Source organism: Cruoricaptor ignavus, from assembly GCF_900141665.1.
GTDB lineage: Bacteria > Bacteroidota > Bacteroidia > Flavobacteriales > Weeksellaceae > Cruoricaptor > Cruoricaptor ignavus.
Map to the genome: position 1 here is coordinate 382,339 of NZ_FQYI01000001.1, position 23,714 is coordinate 406,052.

The window sequence follows — 23,714 nt, forward strand, 5'->3', positions numbered from 1 at the left end:
TTTAAAATTCTCGCCACTTCAGAAATCTTTCTGCCAAATCGTCTGGTGGCATAGGAATTGAGCAGATAACGCTCCTGATGAATTTTTGCGGGTTTGCGGGCATTGCGATGGTTCGCTCAGGAAATTTCGTGGAAAAAATGACTTTTTGTCACCCAAGTTTATGATTGATTTTGAAGATATTGATATGGGCAGCGTGCTGCCGGACGGCATCGGAATTTTAACCGAAGAAATCAGCCTGAAAGATCTGGAGCAGGTGCTCGGCGAAAATGAGAAACAGCAGAGTTTCCCGATTTTGCCAGTGCGGAATATGGTGATGTTCCCTACCGTGATTACGCCGATAACCGCAGGCCGCGAGCAAAGCAAACGCCTGCTGGAAGATGCGCTGAGCACCGGTGATCTGGTGGGCATCATCTGCCAGAAAAATTCTAATGTGGACAGCCCTGCGCAAGAGGACCTATTCAGCGTGGGAACTTTGGCTAAAGTACTGAAAACCATCAAGTTGCCCGATGGAAACATCTCTGCCATCGTCCGCGGAATTCAGCGGTTTAAAGTAAAAAATTATACCGAGAAAAAGCCGTATTTCAGAGCGGAAATTGAGAAGCTGGGCGACAGCAAGCCGCGGAAAAAGGAAGACTGGGACGCCCTTCTGGACAACATCAAGGATCTGGCGCTGCAAATCGTAAACCTTGACCCAAGCATTCCGAACGGTGCAGCTTTCGCCATCAACAACCTTGGCAACCGGGAAGAGCTGCTGAACTTCATCTGTTGCAATGGCAATTTTGAAGCGGCGCAGAAGCAGAGGCTCCTTGAAGAAAAAAGCCTGCAAAAGCGCGCCGAATTTTGCTACCAGCTGATGCACGAAGACTTCCGCAAGCTGGAACTGCGCAACCAGATTCACCAAAAAACCAATAAGGAACTCGACAGAAACCAGCGGGAATATTACCTGAATCAGCAAATCCGCACCATACAGGAAGAGCTTGGCGGCGGACCGGATACCGATGCTGAGGAGCTTCTGGAAAAGGCAAAGTCGAAAAAATGGGACGAGGAAACCGAGGCGCACTTTCAGCGGGAACTGAAGCGGCTTCAGCGCCAAAATCCCAGCTCGCCGGATTACAACATTCAGCGGAATTACCTTGATTTCTTTCTGGAACTGCCATGGCAGCATTACTCAAAAGACATTTTCGACATCAGGAAGGCGCGCAAGACGCTGGACAGAGCGCACTTTGGCCTGGACGATATCAAGAAGCGCATCCTGGAGCATATGGCCGTGCTGAAACTGAAAGACAATATGAAATCGCCGATTCTCTGCCTGGTTGGTCCGCCTGGTGTTGGTAAAACTTCGCTCGGGAAAAGCGTGGCAGATGCCCTCGGCAGAAAATATGTGCGCGTTTCTTTAGGCGGCCTGCACGACGAAAGCGAAATCCGCGGGCACAGGAAAACCTACATAGGTGCCATGGCAGGGCGAATCCTGCAGAGCCTGAAAAAAGCGGGCACGGGAAATCCGGTGATGATTCTAGACGAAATCGACAAGATTGGGCGCGGCGTACACGGCGATCCAAGCGCTGCGCTTCTGGAGGTGCTGGACCCGGAGCAAAACAGCAGCTTCTACGACAATTTCCTGGAAATGGGCTACGACCTTAGCAAGGTGATGTTCATCGCCACGGCAAACACGGTAAGCGAAATACAGACACCGCTGCTGGATAGGATGGAAGTGATCCGCATTGCTGGCTACACACTGGAGGAAAAGGTGGAAATCGCGAAACGCCACCTCATCAAAAAAATTCAGGAAGAGAACGGGCTTCCCGCCGATTCCTTCAAGCTGGGAAATGCGGAGCTGAGGCACATCATAGAAGCGCACACATCGGAAAGCGGCGTGAGGGCGCTTAACCAAAAAATATCTGCCATTGCAAGATGGGCAGCGCTGCAAACTGCGATGGACAATGATTATGACGCAAAGATTTCCATTAGGAAAATTGACGAGATTCTCGGCGTGCCAAGGCCAAAAACCCTGTCGGAAATCACGGATTCACCAGGCGTAGTCACAGGCCTGGCGTGGACATCGGTGGGCGGCGATATCCTCTTCATCGAAAGCATCCTGAGCAACGGCGAAGGCAAGCTGACGATGACGGGAAACCTGGGCAATGTGATGAAGGAATCTGCACAGATCGCGCTGGAATATATCAAGGCAAAGCACGAACAACTGGGCATTTCGGAAGAGATGATGGCGAAAAAAAATGTGCACATACATGTGCCGGAAGGTGCCACGCCGAAAGACGGGCCTTCGGCCGGAATTGCGATGCTAACATCCATGGTGAGCAGTTTTAAAAACAAAAAAGTAAAGCAGCACTGGGCAATGACAGGCGAAATCACGCTGCGCGGAAAGGTGCTTCCTGTGGGCGGAATCAAGGAAAAGCTGCTGGCCGCTGCACGAGCCGGCATTACGGATGTAATCTTGTGCGATGCGAACCGGAAGGATGTGGAAGAAATAAACCAGGACTACCTGAAAACGCTGACAGTGCACTATGTAAAGACAATGAGCGAAGTGATAGAGTTGGCGATAGATGACAATTAGCAGATGTGATTGATAATTGATAGCTGATTTTTCCCCAGGAATTTTTCCGGGGATTTTTTATTTGAGTAAATTTGAAGAAAATAAAAACCTACACAATGCTTCCGAAAATTAACCCTGAAAACACCGATGCCTGGCTAAACCTGAACGACCATTTCCTGAATTCTGATTTTGAACTTCGCCAGTTGTTCGCCGAAAACCCTAACCGCTTCGCCGAATTTTCCGTGAAGGGGGAGAATTTCCTTTTTGATTATTCCAAAAATCTGGCGGATGAAAAAACGATGGAGCTGCTGCTGAACCTTGCCGAGGAATGCCAACTGAAAACGGCAATTGATGCGATGTTTTCCGGGGAGAAAATTAACGAGACGGAAAACCGCGCCGTGCTGCATACTGCGCTCCGCGATTTTTCTGACCGCGAAATTTTAGTGGACGGTGAAAATGTAAAGCCATTGATCCAAAAGGTTTTAGGGCAGATGAAGGCCTTTTCGGAAAAGGTGATCTCCGGTGAACACAAAGGATTTTCTGGCAAGGAAATCACCGATGTTGTGAATATCGGCATCGGCGGTTCGGATTTGGGGCCTGTGATGGTTTGCAGTGCGCTGAAGCATTTTAAAACAAGGCTGAATGTGCACTTCGTTTCCAATGTGGACGGCAATCATCTCGCGGAAACTCTGAAAAACCTTAACCCTGAAACCACGCTGTTCATCATCGCCTCAAAAACTTTTACCACGCAGGAAACGATGACCAATGCGGAATCTGCGAAGGGCTGGTTCCTGAAATCCGGCAGCGAAGGCGATGTGGCAAAGCATTTCGTGGCGCTTTCCACCAACCTGGAAGCCGTGAAGAAATTCGGCATCGCGGAAGAAAATGTGTTCGAGTTCTGGGATTGGGTTGGCGGCAGATATTCGCTGTGGTCGGCAATTGGGTTGAGCATCGTGCTTGCCGTGGGCTACGATAATTTTGAGCAGCTTTTGCGCGGTGCTTTCGATACGGACGAGCATTTCCGCAGTGCGGATTTCCGCGAAAACATCCCTGTGCTGATGGGGCTTTTGGGCATCTGGTACCGCAATTTCTACGGTGCGCCAACCTACGCCATCCTGCCTTATTCTCAGTACCTCGACCGTTTTGCGGCGTATCTGCAGCAGGGCGATATGGAGAGCAACGGCAAATCTGTGGACAGAAACGGCGATTTCGTGGAGTATGAAACCGGGCCGATCATCTGGGGTGAACCGGGAACTAACGGACAGCACGCGTTTTACCAGCTGATACACCAGGGAACGGAGCTGATTCCGGCGGATTTTCTAGCCTATGTAAAATCGCCGAACGAAGTGGGCGACCATCAGGAGAAACTTCTGGCGAATTTCTTTGCGCAGACTGAAGCCCTGGCTTTCGGGAAAACCGAAGACGAGGCGAAAGCCGAACTGGAAGGCAGCGGGAAGAGTGAGGAAGAAATCCGCAAGCTGCTGAATTACAAGGTTTTCAGCGGAGATACGCCTACCAATTCCTTCCTGTTTGAGGAGCTTACGCCGTTTTCCCTTGGGCAGCTCATCGCACTTTACGAGCACAAAATCTTCGTGCAGGGCATCATCTGGAACATTTTCAGTTTCGATCAGTTTGGCGTGGAGCTTGGCAAAGTGCTGGCAGGCAATATTTTAAAGGAAATAAAAACGGGCACGGAAGTCACCACGCACGATTCTTCCACGAATGGGCTGATGAATTATTATCTTTCGAAGAAGTAGAAAAATTTTGGGATGATTATGATTACTCAAACGCAATCCAATAAAATCATAGAGATACTGAAACCGTATAATCCTAAAAAAATAGGTGTGTTCGGTTCTTTTGCGCGCGGTGAAAATCTTGAAGGCAGCGATTTGGATATTCTTTACGAATTTGCGGAGCCTATTTCCCTGTTTAAAAAATTTGAAATTCAGGAGGCATTGGAAGAAAATCTAAAAACTTCTGTAGACCTGGTGTCTGAGAAATACCTGCATCCCTTACTGCGCGAAGAAATTTACCGAGATTTGAAAATTATTTATGAAAACTAATCAGGATATTCTGCGGCTGGAACATATTCTGCAAAGCATAGAGCGGATAGATTTTGTACTTAAAAATCTTTCATACGGTGAATATTTGGAGGACTGGCAAAAGCAGGATATAATAGTCAGAAATATGGAAATTATTGGCGAAGCATCTATTTCTGATGAATTGAAAAATTTACACTCTGATGTTGCTTGGAAACCTGCTGTAGGAATGAGAAATTACCTAATTCACGAATACTTTTCTGTCAATTATGATGAAGTTTGGACTACTTTGAAAGAAGATTTACCAATATTTAAAAATCAAATCAAAAACATTCTCAAAACCCTAACCCAATGAACAAATACCTACTGCACGGCGCGCTTTCTGCGAAGGCCGGAAAAGCAAACGAACTGGCGGAAATCCTGCTGGAAGCATCCCAACTGGTTTCCACGGCGAAAGGCTGCAAACTCTATGTCATCAGCACCGATGGTTCCGATAAAGTTTTCGTGACGGAAATCTGGGACAGCAAGGAAGACCACGATAATTCCCTGAGCATCCCTGGAGTTCGCGAGTTCATCGGAAAGGCGGTGCCCTTGCTGGAGGGCCAGCCGGAGAAAGGCCAGGAACTGAATTTACTGGGCGGTTTCGGAATTTAAAATCAAAAAGAAAATGGCAAAAATTCTCGACGGACAGGCCCTGTCCCAAACCATCAAAAATGAAATAAAGGCGGAGGTTTCCAAAATCACCGAGGGCGGAAAAAGGCCGCCGCATCTTGCCGCAATTCTCGTGGGAGAAAACGGCGCAAGCAAGGCCTATGTAAATTCCAAGGTGAAGGACTGCAAGGAAGTAGGCTTCGGCTCTACACTTTTGCGCCTGCCAGAAACGATTTCGGAAGACGAGCTCCTCGCTGAAATTCAGAAGCTGAACGATAATCCGGAAATTGACGGCTTCATCGTGCAGCTGCCTTTGCCGGAAAATTTTGACCAAGAAAAAATCATCGAGGCCATAGACCCGAAGAAAGATGTGGACGGCTTTCACCCGGAAAACTTCGGGAGAATGGCGCTAGAGATGGAAGCCTTCCTTCCAGCCACACCCTTCGGAATAATGCAGCTTCTGGAAAGAAACCAAGTAGAAACAAAGGGCAGACACTGCGTAGTCATCGGCAGAAGCCGCATAGTAGGCAGGCCGATGAGCATCTTGATGAGCAGTAAAGGAAATCCCGGAGATTCCACCGTGACCATCGTGCACAGCCACACACCCAACATTGCGGAATTTACCAAAATGGCAGACATCGTGATCGTTGCGCTCGGCAGGCCGAAATTTCTGACGGGCGATATGATAAAGGACGGCGCCGTGATCGTGGATGTGGGCATCACCAGGGTGGATGATGATTCTAGCAAAGGCTATCATCTGGAAGGCGATGTGGATTTCGATTCCTGCGAACCCAGGGCATCCTGGATAACGCCTGTGCCAGGAGGCGTAGGCCCGATGACAAGGGCAATGTTGATGAAAAATACGCTGATTGCTTACCAAAAAAATTTTAGATAATTATGTCAACTCAAATTAAAAACCAACACACGCAAAACGCGTTCATTACCGCCTGGGCTATAGGGCTCGTTTTTTATTTCATTGCCTATGCCACGCGTTCCACGCCTTCTGTAATGACTCAGCAGTTTTCTGACCTATACGGAGTGGCTCCTCAGCGCGCGCTGGAAATCTTCGGGGCATATTATTACACCTACTCCATCTGCGCTTTGCTGGCGGGCATTTGCCTGGATAAATTCGGGGCTAGGCGGTCTATGTTTGCGGGCACCCTTGTTCTGGGCATTGGCTGCGCACTGTTTATCCTCGCCTCAGAGGCTACCGGCGTTACGGGGCGGATGCTTCAGGGGGCGGCGAGTGCGTTTGCATTCCCGGGCTGTATTTTCCTCGCTACCAGAGGTTTTTCTCAGAAAACACAGGCAACGGCTATAGGCATCACGCAATGCGTTGGGATGTTCGGCGGCTTTGCTGGGCAGTCTTTTATGCCGCTGATAATGTCTCTCGGGGTAGAGTTTAAGACCGTGTGGCTGGTACTCAGCGCGCTGTGCTTCATCCCTGCGGTTTTAATGCTCCTCATCATCCCAAGGCCGACCCCAGAGGATGCGGCACGCAGGAAACAGATGCCCATCCTGGAGCCGCTGAAAATAATCTTCAGCAATCCGCAGTCGTGGCTTACGGGTGCCATTTCCGGGCTGATGTTTGCCCCTACTACCGTGTTTGTAATGACTTGGGCGGTAGGCTATTTCGTGACCGATCTCGGCTTTACCAAAGAGCTGGCAGCGCGTACCGCCGCTATGGCATCCCTCGGCTGGGTGGCGGGGGCGCCGCTGATGGGCTTCATCTCCGACAGGATTGGCAGGAGGAAACCCGTAATCTTCGGCGCGCTGATCGGTATGGCACTGATGATCGTTCAAGGTATGCTGGCACCCAACCTGCTGCCGCCAAAACTTACTATGTTCCTGTTCGGCGTTTTCTCCGGCTCGGCTATGGTTCCGTATTCCATCATTAAGGAAGTGAACCCAAAGAATGTAATTGGGAGTGCTTCCGGGGTACAGAATTTCATCACCTTCGGGGTCACCAGCATTATCGGGCCTTTGTTTGCAAAAACCCTTGGCAGCCAGCTTGCCACGGTTACCGACCTTCACGAGCATTTCCAAAGGAGCCTGATGTTCTGGGTATTCTGCATCGCGCTGGCATTCATCCTCACCTTCTTCCTAGAGGAAACCCACGGCAACCAGAGAGAGGAGTAAGGTTTTAGCTAAATTTACTGCCCGTCCGTTTTCGCTAAAGTTTTGCGTAATTTTGCAGACTGATGACTTTAAATTCTGATCTGGAAAGCGGGCTGGCACTTCCCGTGATGGAGCATTTCTACACGCTGCAGGGCGAGGGTATGCACAGCGGCAGAGCTGCGTACTTCATCAGGCTGGGCGGCTGCGATGTGGGCTGCCACTGGTGCGATGTGAAGGAAAGCTGGGATGCGGAACTTCATCCGCTGATGAACGCGGAAGAACTGGCAAAAACTGCGGCGGCACACTGCAAAACCATCGTGATAACTGGCGGGGAGCCGCTTATGTGGAACCTGAACCCGCTTACGCAGCATCTGAAATCTCTGGGCTGCGCCATCCACATAGAAACCTCGGGTGCGCACCCTTTGAGCGGAAGGCTGGATTGGGTAACGCTTTCGCCGAAGAAAAACTCCCTGCCTTTGGAGGAAATTTATCAAAGGGCAGACGAGCTGAAAGTCATTGTGTACAATCAGCACGATTTTCAGTTTGCAAAAGCCCAGGCGGAAAAGGTCTCTGATAGCTGCCATTTGCTGCTGCAGAGCGAGTGGGGCAGGCGGGAGATTCTGTACCCGGAGATCACGAAATTTATATTGGAAAACCCGAAATGGCGGGCATCCGTGCAGACGCATAAGTATCTGAACATACCCTGATAAGCTATCCATTTGGTTTTGAAACAGAAAAGCATAGAAGACAACTAAAAAAATCTTACTTTCGCAGTATGATAAAAAAATTCCTGACCGCAATCGGTGAATATTTCCTGCTGCTGGGCAAGGCGATCCGCCCCCCGCAGAAGTGGAATATGTTCTACAAAGCTTTTATGCGGGAAATCAACGACTTAGGTGTCAATTCTTTTGGACTAACGGTTTTCACATCCATATTTTTCGGGGCTGTGGTCGCCATACAGATGTATAATAATTTTGATGCATCCACATTCCCGATCCCTACCACCTTTGTGGGGTACGCTACCAAGGCCGTGCTGGTACTGGAGTTTGCCCCCACGGTCATCAGCCTGGTGCTGGCGGGCAAGGTAGGTTCTTACATAGCCTCCAGCATCGGGACTATGCGCGTTTCCGAGCAAATTGACGCTCTGGACATTATGGGGGTGAATTCACCCAACTTCCTCATCGCTCCAAAGGTGCTGGCAGCCGTAATTTTCAACCCGCTGCTGATAGCCCTGAGTATGGTATTCGGCATCCTGGGAGGCTACTGGGCAGGGATGATGACCGGGAAGTGGACGACTGCCGATTATATCACCGGGATCCAGATGTATATGCCGGCGTACTTCTACCGCTATGCGTTTATCAAGACGGTGGTCTTCGCCTTCATTATTGCCTCCGTGCCTGCCTATTTCGGCTATACGGTAAAGGGCGGCTCCCTGGAGGTGGGCCGCGCAAGTACCGATGCCGTGGTGTGGACGATGGTCTTTATCATCGTTTCTGAATTACTTTTAACCCAAATGCTGATGAGCTGATGATTGAGGTAAAAGATTTAACGAAACAGTTCGGGGATAATAAAGTTTTAAAAGGCATCACCGCCACTTTTGAGACAGGAAATGTAAACCTCGTAATCGGGCAAAGCGGCTCCGGAAAAACCGTGTTCCTGAAAAGCCTGCTGAATGTGCACGAGCCCACCAGCGGCAACATCCTCTTCGACGGGAGGGACATCACTAAGATGGGCAGGGAGGAAAAGCAGAACATACGCATGGAAATAGGCACCGTGTTTCAGGGCAGCGCGCTTTTCGACTCTTTGACGGTGGCGGAAAACATCAGCTTCCCGCTGGATATGTTTACCAACCTATCCTTCCGGGAGAAGAAGAGAAAGGTACAGGAGGTAATGGACAGGGTGCATCTGATAAAGGCAGGGAGAAAATACCCGTCTGAAATCTCCGGAGGTATGCAGAAGCGCGTGGCAATAGCCAGGGCAATTGTGAACAACCCGAAATACCTCTTCTGCGACGAGCCAAACTCCGGGCTGGATCCGTTTACCTCCAATGTGATTGATGACCTGATTCTGGAGATTACCCGGGAGTACCAGACCACCACCATCATCAACACCCACGATATGAACTCCGTGCTTACCATCGGGGAAAAAATCGTGTACCTGAAGGACGGGCTGAAGGAGTGGGAAGGCACCAAGGACGATGTAATCTCTGCGCCGAATGAAAATCTGATTAATTTCGTTTACTCCTCTGAAATGTTCAAAGAGCTGCGGGATTATATGCTAAGAACCAATAAAACTTCCATTGAAAACATCATCACAAAACCACCGAAGAATGAAGGAATTGATTAGCGCCATCGCCCTTGCGTGCAGCGGTATTGCCTCTGCACAGTTTGTATCGTTTTCTGCCAAGGCCAACCTGCTGGTGCCGGTAGCCAAGGCAGACTGGAAGCAGGGCTACGCCGCGGCGAAGGAGACCATTAGCAGAAAGGGCGAAAACAGCACGGGGTTCAACATTGGGCTTTCCTCAAAAATCAATTTGCCGATGTCCCTATATGTAATGCCGGAGGTTTACTACACTCATTTTAAAAACGAAATCACGGAAGCCGCTTACAATGAAAAAATAAAAGCGAGCAGCAACCGCCTGGACATCCCCGTACTGGTAGGCTACAAGATCTGGGGCAACCTGATTAGCACACATACCGGCCCTGTGCTGAGCTATAATTTCTCACCGAAAAGTGAGGATATCAGCGATGACAGCTACCAGCATTTTTATGAAGATTCTGAAAAAAACCTCAATGTCGGCTGGCAGTTTGGCTTCCAGAGCGAAATTAAGAAGCTGGTATTAAGCCTAAAATATGAAACAGCCCTGTCCAAAGAAAAGAGGAAATTTGTAGAAAAAGTAATGGATGGCGGAGGTTACAACAATATCTCCTACGACTACCGCCCTGCCTTTGTGATGCTTGGCATTGGCTACAAACTTTAATAAAACTTATTTCCTGGTAAAGAATCGGGCGGCTTTTCTCAGCTCCTCCGCCTGTGGGTCATAGTCGGGCTGGCTCATCCGCTCCGCCTGCGCGGCGCGCCGTTCCAGCTCTTCTTTCTCGCGGCGCAGCCTCTCCAGTTCCTGGCGCTTGCGCTCGGCCTTTATGGCGCTGCCCTTTGCGGAGTATCCTACAATACCGCCGATGATGAGCCCTATGCCTACCCCGCCCATAATGCCCATTATGTGGGATAATTGAAATTTCTCTATCGAAAAATCTGTTGTAAGATAAAAAAGCAATCCTGAAATAAGTAGGAGTACGAAGCCTACAGCGGTAAGTCCTTTCATTTGCAGTAAATAAAAACTTCCCAAAGTTACGAAACTTGGGAAGTTTTTGTGGAATTAATTAAATCTTCCCTCCGGAAGCCTTATAATATTCTAGTGCGCGCGGCAGATTTTTCTCTATATCCTTTACGCGGTTGCCAGGATTCGGGTGGGTGGAGAGGAATTCAGGTGCGCGCTGCCCGCCGGATGCTGCCTCCATCCGCTGCCAGAAGGGTACCGCCTCTCGCGGATCATAGCCCGCCATAGACATTAGGTAAAGCCCCATCTGATCTGCCTCCAACTCTTGGCTGCGGCCGTATCGGAGAAGTACGACCTGCGAACCGATAGGGTAAGCCGCCTGGAAAACCTGCTGCCAGGCCGCACTAGAGATCGTGCTGCCCGCTATAGCTCCGCCGTACTGCGCCAGCATAGCCTGGGAAATTCTCTCGTTTCCGTGCCCCGCCAGGGCGTGAGATACTTCGTGCCCCAAAACTACGGCGAGGCCTGTATCATTTTTTGTCACCGGCAAGATCCCGGTGTATACCGCTACTTTTCCGCCAGGCATACACCAGGCGTTCATCTGGTTTTCATCTATGAGGTTGAATTCCCAATTGTAATCCTGCAGGTCGCTGCTGCGTCCTATGCTACGGTAGTAGTTTTCGGCAGCATTTTTTATCCGGAGCCCTACATTGTTTACCTGTTTTGATGCGGCAGTGTTAGTAATTACCTTAGATTCGGAAAGCGTCTGGCGGTACTGCTGGAAAGCCATAGCATTTATCTGTTGGTTACTCACCATCTGCAGGGAGCGGCGCCCTGTCACGGGATTTGTGGTACAGGCAACAGTGGCAAATGCAGCAGCCCCCATTGCGATAGCTTTTATTTTTTTCATTATAATTTCCTTAAAATTTCAATTTTGCATATCAATTTCTATTCCAAGAGGTTTTTCAAGACTTAAGCATATTTCGTGATTTAGATTCAAAAAGAAAAAATGTTTCGTCCCCTTTTAATTTCCTCGACTTTGTGTTTATATGGCTGCCTAATCTTTTCTGCTCAATATGGCTCGCTAATTGAACGATTCGAGCAGCAGGCTCAAAACTACCTTGCTCATAAACCGTCATTTGCTAGTTTTTAGGCTAACAAATGCTTGTTATATAGGTTTTATTAGATTGGTTGGGGCAAATGTAACAGACTATTTTTTATAATTAAGGTGATATTCTAGGAAATCTTTAAACGTATCCCATTTTTTATCACAATAATTATCAATAAGAAATTTTTGAATATTATTAGATTTGATAAAAATTACATTATCTATATCTTTATCATAAAATAGGAAGTCTTCATTTTCAAAATTGAATAATGAATAATATTGAATTGGCAGATTTAATTGTTTTCTTAAAATCTTTGTTAAACTTTTATCAAAGTCCCTAATTTCATAAGCAAACGGATATAATATACCAAGTTTTCCCTTGATTTCATCATTATATTTAGACCAAAATTCAACAAAATCACTATTAATTTTATTGAAACCTAATTCATTAAATTTCGAGTTGTATTCCTCAGTATATTTCGGTAGAACTTTATCAAATTTTTTATCTAAAAATTGAATGAATTTAATATCAAGCATATTAGTTCCTTTTTAAAATTAATTAATTAACATTTACCTTTAGCAGCAGCTCTTCTACGTTTTCTCTCAGCTTTACCTGAAAATCTGCTCATCGGTATACTCTTGGATTTGCCGATTGTTGTCTTATCAAAAACATTTGCTAGTTTTTTAGGCTAGCAAATGCTGTTTTTATTGGTATCCATGGTGATGTAATAAATAATTTTACCAACTTGTTAATGGTCTATGAATATTTGACCAATACGGAGTAAGATGATTAGAGAAAAAATAGTATTCCTCATGACTTGAATCTATAGAAAATCCCAACTCATTAAAAACTATTCTTCCATCTCTTCTTTGAATAAAATGATTATTTTTCATTAATTCCAGAATTTCACTATCATCTAATAGTGATTTATTATTTAATAAAATTGTAATCTTACTATTGATTTTTTTATCATAAAAAATTTCAGATAGTTTATTGTCTATGAATTTAAATATTAAACCATCTATTTCAAAAATTTTCTTACCATCATAAATAACTTCGTTACTTGATAACAATAGTTTCTCTTCAAAATCTTTAATACTCGTTCCAAATATAAATTTTCCAAAACTTTTATATGGTAAAAAAGTTAAATTTGAATCTAAAGTTAAATTTTTCTTAGTTTCATAATTTTCAACAGTTTCTACTCCATCTTCATAAAAGCTTTTTAAGGTAGAGTCATAAATTAGAATTTGAGAAAAAAATTTTCTACTTTCATCAAAATTAACAATTATATTAAAGTTGGTAAAAATATATGATTTATAAGTTTTAAAATCCTCAATTAGAGTAGATTTACGTTCTTTTTTTAAAAATTGCCAAAAATTTTCAATGTCTATTTTAATATCATTCAAATAGAACTCGCATAAATCCTTAGAATAAACAGTAATTAGTCGATTACTATTATTTTTATCAAATTCAAAAAAGAGATTATCTTGCTTATCTATAAATGGATATGTATCTCCTAATTTAAATCCATTAACTATACTATCAAAAATAATTAATGACATAATCTATATTTCCTCTTCAATCGATTAGCTTCTCTATTATCTATATACCCCTTATCTTTTGCGTAATCAACCATTTCTTTCATCCCAGAGTTATATTTTGAGCCATTTTTCTTTGTACATCTCTAATATCCATTTCCATAGCTTTACCAAATTTGCCTCTTGAAATTAAATCAGCTTGTACAGTTCTCCATCCTTTTGAAGTTGTTGCACTACCCCAACTAGCTGTCTTCAAATGATCGACCCTTTCCATCCATGTTGATGGTGCACTATAATGAGAAATAGCAGAGCCCCCAGATTTTATCGAATTATGGGCAGGCATATGATTTACTTCTCCTCCAATACTTTGAGATCTGGTCAAACCATAACTTCCGCCTCCCTTAGCACTCAACCCCCACGGGTCAATCCACCCAATCGGATTGGGAGCATATTGGAATACATTATATCCGCCCAATAATTCAATTGGGTCACGGCTAATAAACATCCCAACGTCTGAATCGTAGTATCTAAACCGATTATAATGCAACCCTGTTTCCGTATCTAAACTCTGCCCCTGAAACTTAATCGGCTGTAACTCATTCTCCGTAATGGCAAAGTTATCAATAAACTGCGGTTTATAAATCGTATCAAACGACCCACCCCACGCTCTATCATAACTCAACCAAACAATATCGCCTTTATCATCGCTTAATTCCTGCGGAGTACCAAGATGATTACAATGATAATGATAAATATTGATTAACGGCTGAGACTTATCTTGTATTCGTTGATTAATCGTTTCTTCAGATTCACCAATTCTAACAAAGCGTCTTGTCTCGTAGGCAATATCGTATGAAGGAAACTATAGATAAGATAAATTAATCTACATATTTCTCAACTATTTCATCAAATGAACTAAATAATATTTCTAGAGTTTGTTCATCATGATAGTAAATAAAAATATTATCATTGCAATTTGAGACTAGAATACTATTTCCAGAACCATCATCACCAATAACTAAATAATTTTGAAGTTGTTTAATATTGGAGAGATTTTTTCTAAACATTAATGTTAAATCAATTACAGTTTCGTTTCCCTGAATAGGAGCATTTGATAATCCATGAATATCAATTCCTATAAAGCATCCTCCAAAACGTTCTAGTATTTCTTTGTAGCTCGAATTAAATTCCAAATTTAATACTTTTTCCGCATTTTGAACGGCTATTTCACTGCTAGGTTCACCATGATAGGTAGGATTAAGCATGAAATAACGTTCTAATTTTTCAATATTTTCAACTTTCATTTAGATTTACCTTTACCTTATGTACAACTAGGAGTAATGCCACGTCTTTTTAATTCTTCAGCGGCTTGGTTATGCCAAAACTCTCGTTTCCAATTATTGAACTGTTCTCTATTTGAAATTCCACCTTTATTGCCTAATGGATGAAGGTTTTTGGAATTCGATTGGTGTTGTCTAGCTGGCATTCCAATAATTGATCCCATATCTTGCTGGCGGTAATGATGTAAAACAATAGTGTTACCTTTTCTATCAACTGGCGATTTGCCAAAAGGTCTTGGATTATCAGGACTATTTAAATAATGTAAAGATTTTAAGTCTGAATCACTATAATGACTTAAATCAGTATATCCATGTACTTCCAGTGTGAAGCCCGTGCTATCAGTAAAGCTTGTGGTTTTTCTACTTAGTCCTACAGGATCAATCCACATTACAGGATTCGGAGCATACTGGAATACATTACTACCACCAAGCAGACCGATAGGGTCTCTGGCAATAAACATCCCCACATCAGAATCATAATACCTAAATCTGTTGTAGTGAAGTCCAGTCTCAGTATCTAACGACTGCCTTTGAAATTTTGTTTACCTTCGCTTTGCAGACCGCCAGCGCATCAGTTTTGATGGTTATTTAAAATAAAAAAAACGGACAAGTTTCGCCCGTTTTTTTCAAAATATTAACATAATTTAGTTTGTAGCCGCATCCGGAGTCGTCACAGTAGTAGTTGTAGATGTAGCTACAGTATCTACCACAGCTTCGTTTGTCTCGGGCACTACTGTTTCGCCAGTTGTCATAGTCTCCTCAGCAGGCGTTACTACTTCAGTTTCTGTAGTCTCCACAGTTTCTACTTCTTTTTTCTGGCAAGATACTACAGAAAGTACTGCCACAGCGCTAAGCGCGAAAAATGCTTTTTTCATAGTTGATAATTTTTTAGTGCTGCAAAATTAAAACTTTGCGGCGATTTTGCAAATATAAATGATGAAAAGTGTGATTTTAATTTATCTGGTTCTCCTTTCGATGTCTCTTTGCACATCCTGCGCCCCTGCCTTTACATCATTGGCACCTTTTTTCGCCGCTGTACTCACATCATTGGCTACTTCTTTTGCTCCTGCCTCTACATCCTGAGCGCCTTTTTTAATGGCGTTACCCGCCTTATCAAGGCCTTGTTCAGTTTTGTCAAGAGCGCGCTCGAAGTCGTTTTTGGCTTCATTCGATGGTTCCAAAGTGGTAGTTGTGCTGGTGGTAGTTTCCGTTACCGGCCCGGTGCTCACAGCTCCCGTGCTTAGGGTATCGCCAAGGGAGGAGGTATCGCCAAGGCTGTCTGCTTCGTATACCACAATATTCTCATCCGTGTGGATTTCTTCTTTTTCCACTTTTTTGCAAGATACTACCGCAAGCGTAAGTGCTGTGGCAGAAAGGATTAGTTTTTTCATTGTATAAAATTTTATTCGGGACAAAAATAAAAAAAGTTTTTAATGATAAATATTTTATAAACAAATTTTAATTATCACTCCTCTCCCTTCATTTTCTCAGCGTTTTCCGCCATTATCACGGCGTCCATCATTTCCTGAATATCGCCGTTCATATAGGCATCCAGGTTGTAGATGGACTTGTTGATGCGGTGGTCCGTCACCCTTCCCTGCGGATAATTGTAGGTTTTGATTTTCGCGGAGCGGTCTCCCGTGGAAACCATCGTCTTGCGTTGCGCCGCAATATCGCCCTGAACTTCCTGCAGCTTCATATCGTAAAGTTTTGCGCGAAGCATTTCCATCGCCAGCTCTCTGTTCGCCAGCTGAGAACGCGCCTGCTGACAAACCACCACTATGCCGGAAGGCTTGTGCGTAAGCTGCACCTTGGTTTCCACCTTGTTCACATTCTGCCCGCCTGCTCCCCCGGATCTTGAAGTCTGCATTTCAATATCGGCCGGGTTGATTTCCACATCCACTTCTTCGGCTTCCGGCAAAACTGCCACGGTAATTGCCGAAGTATGCACCCTGCCCTGAGACTCCGTTTCCGGAACGCGCTGAACACGGTGCACACCGGATTCAAACTTCATCACGCCGTACACCCCATCGCCTTCCACCTTCATTATCAGCTCTTTATAGCCTTTCGCCGCTTCGTTCGAATCGGTAATTTCGTGGCGCCAGCCTTTGTCCTTAAAATACATCGAATACATTCGGTACACATCTTCCACGAAAATCGCGGCTTCGTCTCCGCCTGTGCCTGCACGCAGTTCCACGATTACATTTTTATCATCGGCTGGGTCTTTCGGAATCAGCAGGATTTTCAGTTCTTCCTCCAAAATGGGAATTTTCTCCTGAGCTTCCAGCTTTTCCATTTTGGCAAGCTCCGCAAGGTCTTTGTCCGAGCCATCTGCAATGATTTCATCGGATTCTTCGATGGTTTTCAGCGCGGCGGAGTATTCATCAAACACCTTCACTATTTTTCCCAAGTCGCTATATTCCTTGTTCAGCTGCCCGTATTTCTTTTGGTCAGAAATTACATCGGGCTGGATGATCAGGTCTGCCACTTCGTTGTATCGCTGCTTTATCGCTTCTAATTTGGGAATAAGGGACTTGGCCATTTTTGGAAAATTGAATTTGCAAAGATAGCATTGTAAGATTAAATGATCCCACAGAATTTGTAGTGCGCTTTTGCAAATGAAAATTATTATCTGCTCAAAATCACAAAACAAAAAATTCCGCAACAATTTCTGCTGCGGATTAAATTTTCTAAAGATTTAAGGGCTACTGATAGGTAGGCGCATCGTCAGCATGCGTGCCGTGGCCGTGCTCGTGGATGAAAGGCCCCTCACCTTTAGGGTTGCTGTAGACCACTTCCACACCTTCCTGCTCCGGCAGGGTTTTCCTTCGGATATCTTCCGGGTCGAACGGCTTGGTTTTGCCAAAATATTCTGCAAGCCCTTCCGTAAGCCACATTGGCACCACTACCAGGCCAAACATAAATATACACCAAAACCCCACTAAGAACATAACCAGAAAGAACAGCGTCCAGAGAAATTGGTAAAATGGCCAAAGAAGAAAAGTAAGCATCCTGTTTGATTTTAGGCAAAAGTAAGACAAATTTCCATTTCCGCAAAACATTTATATATGATTTTTTTCGTTTGCGGCAAGGAGATTTTTTTGTACTTTCGTTGCAGACAGTTTAAACATAAATTTTATCAAATATGGAATTCCGTATTGAAAAAGACACAATGGGCGAAGTGCAGGTGCCCGCCGAGAAATTCTGGGGCGCACAGACAGAGCGTTCCCGAAACAATTTTAAAATCGGGCCGGAAGGCAGTATGCCGCACGAAATCATCGAAGCCTTCGCCTACCTGAAAAAAGCCGCAGCCTATACCAATGCGGAACTTGGCGTGCTGAGCGAGGAAAAGCGCGACGCCATAGCGAAAGTGTGCGACGAAATCCTGGATGGAAAGCTGGACGACCAATTTCCGCTCGTAATCTGGCAGACAGGCTCCGGCACGCAGAGCAATATGAATGTGAACGAAGTAATTGCCAACCGCTCTCATACCAATGCCGGCGGAAAACTGGGCGAGAAAACCACCGTGCACCCGAACGATGATGTGAACAAATCGCAATCATCGAACGATACCTACCCAACCGCAATGCACATCGCAGCGTACACCAAAGTTGTAAAGCATACACTGCCTGCGTTAGAAAAACTTCGCAACACGCTGGATGAAAAGGCGAAGAAATTCGAAAACATCGTAAAAATCGGGCGCACACACTTGATGGACGCTACGCCGCTAACGCTCGGTCAGGAATTTTCCGGCTATGTGGCTCAGCTGGATTATGCGAAAAAAGCCATCGAAAATACGCTGGCACACCTTAAGGAACTAGCATTAGGCGGAACGGCCGTAGGCACCGGGCTGAACACGCCGAAAGGCTACGATGTAAAGGTAGCGGAATACATCGCGAAATTTACAGGGCTGCCTTTCGAAACGGCACCAAATAAATTTGAAGCTCTGGCAGCGCACGACGGCATCGTGGAAACGCACGGCGCATTGAAGCAGCTTGCCGTGGCGCTCTACAAAATCGCGCAGGATGTGCGTTTGCTGGCATCCGGCCCAAGGTCTGGCATCGGTGAAATTTTCATTCCTGAAAATGAGCCCGGCTCTTCGATAATGCCCGGCAAGGTGAACCCTACGCAAAATGAGGCGATTACGATGGTTTGTGCGCAAGTTCTTGGGAACGATACCACGATTTCCTTCGCCGGAACTCAAGGAAATTACGAGCTGAATGTGTTCAAGCCCGTGATGGCGTACAACTTCCTGCAATCGGCGCAGCTTTTGGCGGATGCGATGATTTCGTTCAACGACCATTGTGCCGTGGGCATCGAGCCGAACGAGCCGAGAATAAAAGAGCTGGTGGAAAAATCCCTGATGCTTGTGACGGCGCTGAACACACACATCGGCTACGAAAACGCGGCGAAAATCGCGAAAACCGCTCACAAAAACGGCACCACACTGAAGGAAGAAGCCATCAATCTAGGGCTGCTAACGGCAGAGCAATTCGACGAGTGGGTGAAGCCTGAGGATATGGTGGGAAGCCTGAAGTAGAGCCAAGACACAAGAATCAAGATACAAGTTTCAAGTTCAAGGCTAAAAGTATAGTTTACAGTTTAAGGCTGCGGGCTTGCGGTTTTTGCGTGAGGGCGGAAGCCATTGTTTGAGCTCTTGCGAAGCGCAGCGGAGCAAAGCGAGTGGCTGCAGACCGACCCTCAGTTTCGCGCCTTAGCGAAACTGAGGGGCACGCCAAAGAATTCAAAGTTTTAAACTCGATAAAGAAAAACCCGGCGGAATTCTGCCGGTTTTTTTTGTAAAATAATCATCCACCGATCATTTTTTTTATCGCGTTCAGCTTCATCAGCGCTTCGATGGGTGTAAGGGTGTTGATGTCGATTTTCGTGAGTTCTTCGCGGATGTTTTCCAGCACAGGGTCATCCAGCTGAAAGAAGGACAGCTGCAGGTTTTTTTCCGTTACGCGCTTTATTTTGTCGGTGCTTTCTGCGCTGCGGCTTGCCTCCAGTATTTTCAGAATTTCCTGCGCACGGCTCACCACCTTAGCAGGCATCCCGGCAAGTTTTGCCACATAAATTCCGAAGCTGTGTTCGCTTCCGCCAGGCAGAAGTTTTCGCATAAAAATCACGCTGCCCTTGTTTTCCTGAATTGCGATGTGGAAATTTTTAATCCTCCCGAAAGTCAGCGCCATTTCGTTCAGCTCGTGATAATGCGTGGCGAAAAGCGTTTTCGGCCGTGTAGCGTGCCCGTGCAGAAATTCGGCAATTGCCCAGGCTATGGAAACACCGTCATAAGTGGAAGTTCCGCGCCCTATTTCATCCAGCAGAATCAGGCTGCGCTCGGTCACATTATTCAGGATGTTCGCCGCCTCGTTCATTTCCACCATAAAAGTGGATTCGCCGGCTGAAATATTGTCCGAAGCGCCCACTCTGGTGAAAATCCTATCCAGAATGCCGATTTCTGCGTGCTTTGCCGGAACGAAACTGCCAATCTGAGCAAGTAGGCAAACAATCGCCGTTTGCCGAAGAATCGCCGATTTTCCCGCCATATTTGGTCCGGTTACCATCAGAATTTGCTGCGTTTCATTGTCCAGAAAAATATCATTCGGGATGTATTTTTCGCCAAGCGGTAGAGAATTTTCTATGATGGGATGCCTTGCTTCTTGCAGCTCAATCGCAAAGCCCTCGTTCAAAACAGGCCTTGTATATCCTTGATTATCAGCTAATAAGCTAAAACCTAAAGCTACATCAATCTGAGCGATAATGGCGGAATTCTGCTGGATGTCATCCATAAATTCCAGAACCTGCGCACAGATTTTCCGGTAAAGCGAATATTCCAGGGCGGAAATTTTTTCTTCCGCGCCAAGGATCTGCGTTTCATAATTTTTCAGTTCTTCGGTGATGTAGCGCTCGGCATTCACCAAAGTCTGCTTCCGCACCCAATCCTGCGGCACCTTGTCTTTATGCGTGTTTCGCACTTCGATGTAGTAGCCGAAAACATTGTTGAAATCTATTTTCAGCGATGCAATTCCGGTGCGCTCCGTTTCCCTGGCACACATTTCCTCCAGGTAGTTTTTCCCGTTCTGCTGCAGGTTTCGCAGCGCATCCAGCTCATCATCCACACCTTCCCTTACCACATTGCCTTTCGCTAAATTTACCGGCAATTCTTCCTGTAGATTTTTTTGCAGAAAAGTGATGATTTCCGATAAATCGTGCAGCGGCTCAATCCAGGCAGGTATATCGTGAAAAGGACGCAGTAACTCCCTGATTTTCTGAACACTAACTAAACTTGAGCGAAGGTAGCCCAGCTCTTTCGGCGAGATTTTTTCCGATGCTAATTTCCCTATTAACCTTTCCAGATCAGAAATGGTTTTCAGCAATTCTGAAATCTCGAAACGCAGCTCTTCTTCCCTGCTGAAAAACTCCACCAGGTTTAGCCTTCGGTTAATTTCGTTCACAGATTTTAGCGGCAGTATCAGCCTTCTTCGCAAAAGCCTTGCGGCCATTGGCGTTGAAGTTTTGTCGATGATGTCCAGCAGAGATTTTCCGTCCGGATGGTTGGGCTGCAGGATTTCCAGATTGCGAAGCGTAAAGCCGTCCAGCATCAGGAAATCGTCCTGCGGAATTAGCTGGATCTTCGTAATGTGCTGAAGCAGAGCGTGATGCGTATCCTCAACTAGGTAAGCGAAAATGGCGCCTGCTGCTGTGATGGCCAGCGGAAATTGCTCTATACCGAAGCCTTTCAGCGAGTTGGTTTTGAAGTGCGCCGTGAGTTTTTCGTAAGCGTAAGGGTATTGAAACGCCCAGTCTTCCAGCTTGAAAATGCTGCGGGTCTTCAGCTGTTCAGGGATGGGCACGCTTCTTTGGTGGATGATTTCGGAAGGACTGAAGGTGTGCAGGATGTGCAGCAGTTTCTCCAGATTGCCTTCTGCCACCAGGAATTCTCCGGTGGAAATATCGACCAGCGCTATGCCGTATTTTCCCTTTTCCTGATGCAGCGAGAGCAGGAAATTATTCTTTCGGGAATTCAGCACCTGATCGTTGAAGGTTACGCCCGGTGTCACGAGTTCCGTTACGCCGCGCTTTACGATGCCCTTCACAGTTTTCGGGTCTTCCAGCTGATCGCAGATTGCCACGCGAAGCCCTGCCCGAACAAGCTTCGGCAAATAAGAATCCAGCGAATGATGCGGGAAACCGGCAAGCTCCGTATGAGAATCGCCGTTGTTTCTCTTGGTAAGTACGATGCCCAGGATTTGGGAAGTTTTCACGGCATCCTGCCCAAAAGTTTCATAGAAATCGCCTACGCGGAAAAGCAGCAGCGCATCAGGATATTTCGCCTTAATGCTGTTGTACTGCGTCATCAGCGGTGTTTCCTTCCGGGATTTTGCCATTTACTTTTGGTAGAAATTTTCAGTGAGGTAAAAAACGGTGTCGATGAAAAATGGAATTCCATTCTCAAATATCACATTCTCATCGTGTATGTCTTCTAAAATGAGCCCTAAATCTTTATTAATAAAATCCTGATTTCGTATTTTTCTGAAACCGTTGTGCTCCAAAAATTCATTTACAATTTCAAGATTCACAGGTTCGGTTTCCTTTACAAATGATTGGAGCACTACGGAATAAATTTTATCATCAAAAAATTCAAAACCCAATAATTCATAGGCGGTTAAAGGGAAGAAGTAATTGTGAATCAGCAGGCTGTTCAGGTAGTCCAGCCAGAATTCGTAGAAAATACCATCATTAAATTTAACAACTTTTGAATTTCCAAATCGGTAAACTTTCTGCTCTGCGCCTTCGGAAAGATAATTTAGGTTTAAATCTTCTCTGTTAAAAATCAGTCCGTTTTCTTCACAGAATTTTCGCAGCAGCTTTTTTTCTTCACTTTTGATTGGCTTCTGCACTTTATGTTTTGCACCTGCTCCCTCATTTCCTCCAAGGTAAATTTGCGCTCTTTTGAGAACACTTCCGCCGCAAGCCTGTTCATCTCCTGAAATGATATTTTGTAGTTCATCCTTTACCAGCATTGGATTACAAAAATAGGAAATTTTGCCGCGCTATTCCGGCCGCCATTCCACCACTGCATTCACGAAGGCCTCCGCATTTTCCACCGGAATGTTCGGCAGGATGCCGTGCCCAAGGTTCACGATGTAGCGGTCTTTGCCGAAACGCCGTATCATCTCGTGCACCATTTTCCGTATGGTTTCCGGCGAAGAATGCAATCTCGCAGGGTCGAAATTTCCCTGGAGCGTAATTTGGTTTCCGCTGAATTTCCGCGCATTTTCCGGCGTTATCGTCCAGTCCACGCCAAGTGCCGAAGCCTTGCTGTGCGCCATTTCTTCCAGCGCAAACCAGCAGCCCTTCCCGAAAACTACCACCTTCGTTACTTCGCTGAGCGCTTCCACGATTTGGTTGATGTACTGCCAGGAAAACTCGCGGTAATCTTCCGGCGAAAGCATACCGCCCCAGGAATCGAAAATCTGCACTGCTGAAACGCCTTTTTCCACCTTGCGTTTCAGGTAGGCAATCGTGGTGTCGGTGATTTTCTGTAAAAGTAAATGCGCGGCTTCAGGCTCGGTGTAGCAGAATTTTTTGGCCAAATCAAAAGCCTTCGAGCCCTTGCCTTCTACGCAATAGCAAAGGATGGTCCACGGTGAACCGGCAAAGCCAATCAGCGGAACGGCACCGTTGAGTTTTTCCAGTGTAATTTCCACAGCATCAAATACATAGCCTAAAGTTTCGTCCACATCAGGCACTTGTATTTGCCGCACTTGTTCCGCCGTTCTTATCGGGTTGTCAAGCCAAGGCCCTACGGATTCCTTCATCTTGAAATCGATGCCCATAGCCTGCGGAACCACCAGAATGTCTGAGAATAAAATGGCGGCATCCAGCGGAAAGCGCCGCAAAGGCTGCACGGTAATTTCCGCTGCCAACTCTGGCGTTTGGCATCTAGTGAAGAAGTCATATTTCTCTCTAAGTGCCATAAATTCAGGCAGATAGCGCCCAGCTTGCCGCATCATCCAAACCGGCGGCCTTTCCACGGTTTCGCCGCGCAAAGCACGAAGATAAAGGTCGTTTTTCATCATAA

The 23,714-nt window shown here is 45.8% G+C and carries 26 protein-coding genes and 1 pseudogene; 12 read left to right on the forward strand and 15 right to left on the reverse strand.

The window, feature by feature from the left end; genetic code table 11:
• Positions 1-160: 160 nt before the first annotated feature.
• The 11 genes from lon to BUB43_RS01980 all read left to right on the forward strand — a co-directional run bounded on the left by lon (position 161) and on the right by BUB43_RS01980 (position 10,339).
• The gene (gene lon, locus BUB43_RS01930) at positions 161-2,572 is read left to right on the forward strand and encodes an endopeptidase La (RefSeq protein ID WP_073177777.1); all 2,412 of its coding nucleotides are present in this window, start codon (positions 161-163) and stop codon (positions 2,570-2,572) included.
• A gap of 95 nt (positions 2,573-2,667) precedes the next feature.
• Entirely contained in the window at positions 2,668-4,308 is a 1,641-nt protein-coding gene (gene pgi, locus BUB43_RS01935) for a glucose-6-phosphate isomerase (protein ID WP_073178002.1), read from the forward strand.
• A gap of 18 nt (positions 4,309-4,326) precedes the next feature.
• Complete coding sequence (locus tag BUB43_RS01940; RefSeq protein WP_073178004.1) at positions 4,327-4,614, forward strand: nucleotidyltransferase family protein; 288 nt, start codon at positions 4,327-4,329, stop codon at positions 4,612-4,614.
• A complete protein-coding gene (locus tag BUB43_RS01945; RefSeq protein ID WP_073177779.1) occupies positions 4,604-4,945 on the forward strand; it encodes a HepT-like ribonuclease domain-containing protein in 342 nt (113 codons plus the stop codon). Before BUB43_RS01940 ends, BUB43_RS01945 begins: the two co-directional genes overlap by 11 nt.
• Positions 4,942-5,244 (forward strand): putative quinol monooxygenase, encoded by a 303-nt coding sequence (locus tag BUB43_RS01950; protein WP_073177781.1) that lies wholly within the window; start codon positions 4,942-4,944, stop codon positions 5,242-5,244. Before BUB43_RS01945 ends, BUB43_RS01950 begins: the two co-directional genes overlap by 4 nt.
• Before the next feature lie 13 nt (positions 5,245-5,257).
• A complete protein-coding gene (folD, locus tag BUB43_RS01955) occupies positions 5,258-6,136 on the forward strand; it encodes a bifunctional methylenetetrahydrofolate dehydrogenase/methenyltetrahydrofolate cyclohydrolase FolD (RefSeq protein ID WP_073177783.1) in 879 nt (292 codons plus the stop codon).
• Positions 6,137-6,138: 2 nt separating this feature from the next.
• Entirely contained in the window at positions 6,139-7,380 is a 1,242-nt protein-coding gene (locus BUB43_RS01960; protein ID WP_073177785.1) for an MFS transporter, read from the forward strand.
• Positions 7,381-7,442: 62 nt separating this feature from the next.
• Positions 7,443-8,066: a 7-carboxy-7-deazaguanine synthase QueE gene (locus BUB43_RS01965; RefSeq protein WP_073177787.1), complete on the forward strand. Its 624-nt coding sequence runs from the start codon at positions 7,443-7,445 to the stop codon at positions 8,064-8,066.
• A 68-nt stretch (positions 8,067-8,134) separates the two neighbouring features.
• Positions 8,135-8,887 carry an MlaE family ABC transporter permease gene (locus BUB43_RS01970; RefSeq protein WP_073177788.1) on the forward strand — a complete coding sequence of 251 codons (753 nt, stop codon included), beginning with the start codon at positions 8,135-8,137 and terminating at the stop codon, positions 8,885-8,887.
• Positions 8,887-9,705: an ABC transporter ATP-binding protein gene (locus BUB43_RS01975; RefSeq protein WP_073177790.1), complete on the forward strand. Its 819-nt coding sequence runs from the start codon at positions 8,887-8,889 to the stop codon at positions 9,703-9,705. Before BUB43_RS01970 ends, BUB43_RS01975 begins: the two co-directional genes overlap by 1 nt.
• A complete protein-coding gene (locus tag BUB43_RS01980; protein ID WP_073177791.1) occupies positions 9,689-10,339 on the forward strand; it encodes an outer membrane beta-barrel protein in 651 nt (216 codons plus the stop codon). The genes BUB43_RS01975 and BUB43_RS01980 overlap by 17 nt, the downstream gene beginning before the upstream one ends.
• Positions 10,340-10,345: 6 nt before the next feature.
• Here the strand turns inward: BUB43_RS01980 and BUB43_RS01985 are convergent, their stop codons facing one another.
• From BUB43_RS01985 to BUB43_RS02035, 12 genes and pseudogenes are all read right to left on the reverse strand, one after another.
• A complete protein-coding gene (locus BUB43_RS01985; protein WP_073177793.1) occupies positions 10,346-10,684 on the reverse strand; it encodes a DUF1049 domain-containing protein in 339 nt (112 codons plus the stop codon).
• Positions 10,685-10,742: 58 nt separating this feature from the next.
• Entirely contained in the window at positions 10,743-11,549 is an 807-nt protein-coding gene (locus BUB43_RS01990) for a M48 family metallopeptidase (RefSeq protein WP_073177795.1), read from the reverse strand.
• 300 nt (positions 11,550-11,849) lie between these two features.
• Positions 11,850-12,284 (reverse strand): hypothetical protein, encoded by a 435-nt coding sequence (locus tag BUB43_RS01995; RefSeq protein WP_073177797.1) that lies wholly within the window; start codon positions 12,282-12,284, stop codon positions 11,850-11,852.
• A 201-nt stretch (positions 12,285-12,485) separates the two neighbouring features.
• Complete coding sequence (locus tag BUB43_RS02000; RefSeq protein WP_073177799.1) at positions 12,486-13,310, reverse strand: hypothetical protein; 825 nt, start codon at positions 13,308-13,310, stop codon at positions 12,486-12,488.
• Positions 13,311-13,389: 79 nt separating this feature from the next.
• Complete coding sequence (locus BUB43_RS02005; RefSeq protein WP_317615152.1) at positions 13,390-14,133, reverse strand: RHS repeat domain-containing protein; 744 nt, start codon at positions 14,131-14,133, stop codon at positions 13,390-13,392.
• Between the two features lie 31 nt (positions 14,134-14,164).
• Entirely contained in the window at positions 14,165-14,590 is a 426-nt protein-coding gene (locus BUB43_RS02010; protein WP_073177805.1) for an SMI1/KNR4 family protein, read from the reverse strand.
• A 17-nt stretch (positions 14,591-14,607) separates the two neighbouring features.
• Complete coding sequence (locus tag BUB43_RS11415) at positions 14,608-15,015, reverse strand: HNH/ENDO VII family nuclease (protein WP_260200448.1); 408 nt, start codon at positions 15,013-15,015, stop codon at positions 14,608-14,610.
• Positions 15,016-15,051: 36 nt separating this feature from the next.
• Positions 15,052-15,105, reverse strand: a pseudogene (locus BUB43_RS11550) (hypothetical protein); the annotation flags it as partial.
• Between the two features lie 165 nt (positions 15,106-15,270).
• Positions 15,271-15,423: a hypothetical protein gene (locus BUB43_RS11220; protein WP_159430215.1), complete on the reverse strand. Its 153-nt coding sequence runs from the start codon at positions 15,421-15,423 to the stop codon at positions 15,271-15,273.
• Positions 15,424-15,582: 159 nt separating this feature from the next.
• Complete coding sequence (locus tag BUB43_RS02025) at positions 15,583-16,017, reverse strand: hypothetical protein (protein ID WP_073177813.1); 435 nt, start codon at positions 16,015-16,017, stop codon at positions 15,583-15,585.
• Between the two features lie 74 nt (positions 16,018-16,091).
• Complete coding sequence (gene prfA, locus BUB43_RS02030) at positions 16,092-17,168, reverse strand: peptide chain release factor 1 (protein ID WP_073177816.1); 1,077 nt, start codon at positions 17,166-17,168, stop codon at positions 16,092-16,094.
• A 163-nt stretch (positions 17,169-17,331) separates the two neighbouring features.
• Positions 17,332-17,637: a hypothetical protein gene (locus BUB43_RS02035; RefSeq protein WP_073177818.1), complete on the reverse strand. Its 306-nt coding sequence runs from the start codon at positions 17,635-17,637 to the stop codon at positions 17,332-17,334.
• Positions 17,638-17,771: 134 nt separating this feature from the next.
• On the opposite strand from BUB43_RS02035, the gene fumC reads away from it, so the two are divergent.
• Positions 17,772-19,166 carry a class II fumarate hydratase gene (gene fumC / locus BUB43_RS02040; protein ID WP_073177820.1) on the forward strand — a complete coding sequence of 465 codons (1,395 nt, stop codon included), beginning with the start codon at positions 17,772-17,774 and terminating at the stop codon, positions 19,164-19,166.
• A gap of 268 nt (positions 19,167-19,434) precedes the next feature.
• Here fumC and mutS read toward each other — a convergent pair whose 3' ends face one another.
• From mutS to hemE, 3 genes are read right to left on the reverse strand one after another with little or no spacing between them, the layout of a single operon-like run.
• A complete protein-coding gene (gene mutS / locus BUB43_RS02045; protein WP_073177822.1) occupies positions 19,435-22,017 on the reverse strand; it encodes a DNA mismatch repair protein MutS in 2,583 nt (860 codons plus the stop codon).
• Positions 22,018-22,653, reverse strand: a complete 636-nt coding sequence (locus tag BUB43_RS02050; RefSeq protein WP_073177824.1) for a putative polyvalent protein kinase domain-containing protein — start codon at positions 22,651-22,653, stop codon at positions 22,018-22,020. It abuts the gene before it with no gap.
• A 30-nt stretch (positions 22,654-22,683) separates the two neighbouring features.
• The gene (gene hemE, locus BUB43_RS02055; RefSeq protein WP_073178006.1) at positions 22,684-23,712 is read right to left on the reverse strand and encodes a uroporphyrinogen decarboxylase; all 1,029 of its coding nucleotides are present in this window, start codon (positions 23,710-23,712) and stop codon (positions 22,684-22,686) included.
• Positions 23,713-23,714 lie beyond the last annotated feature (2 nt).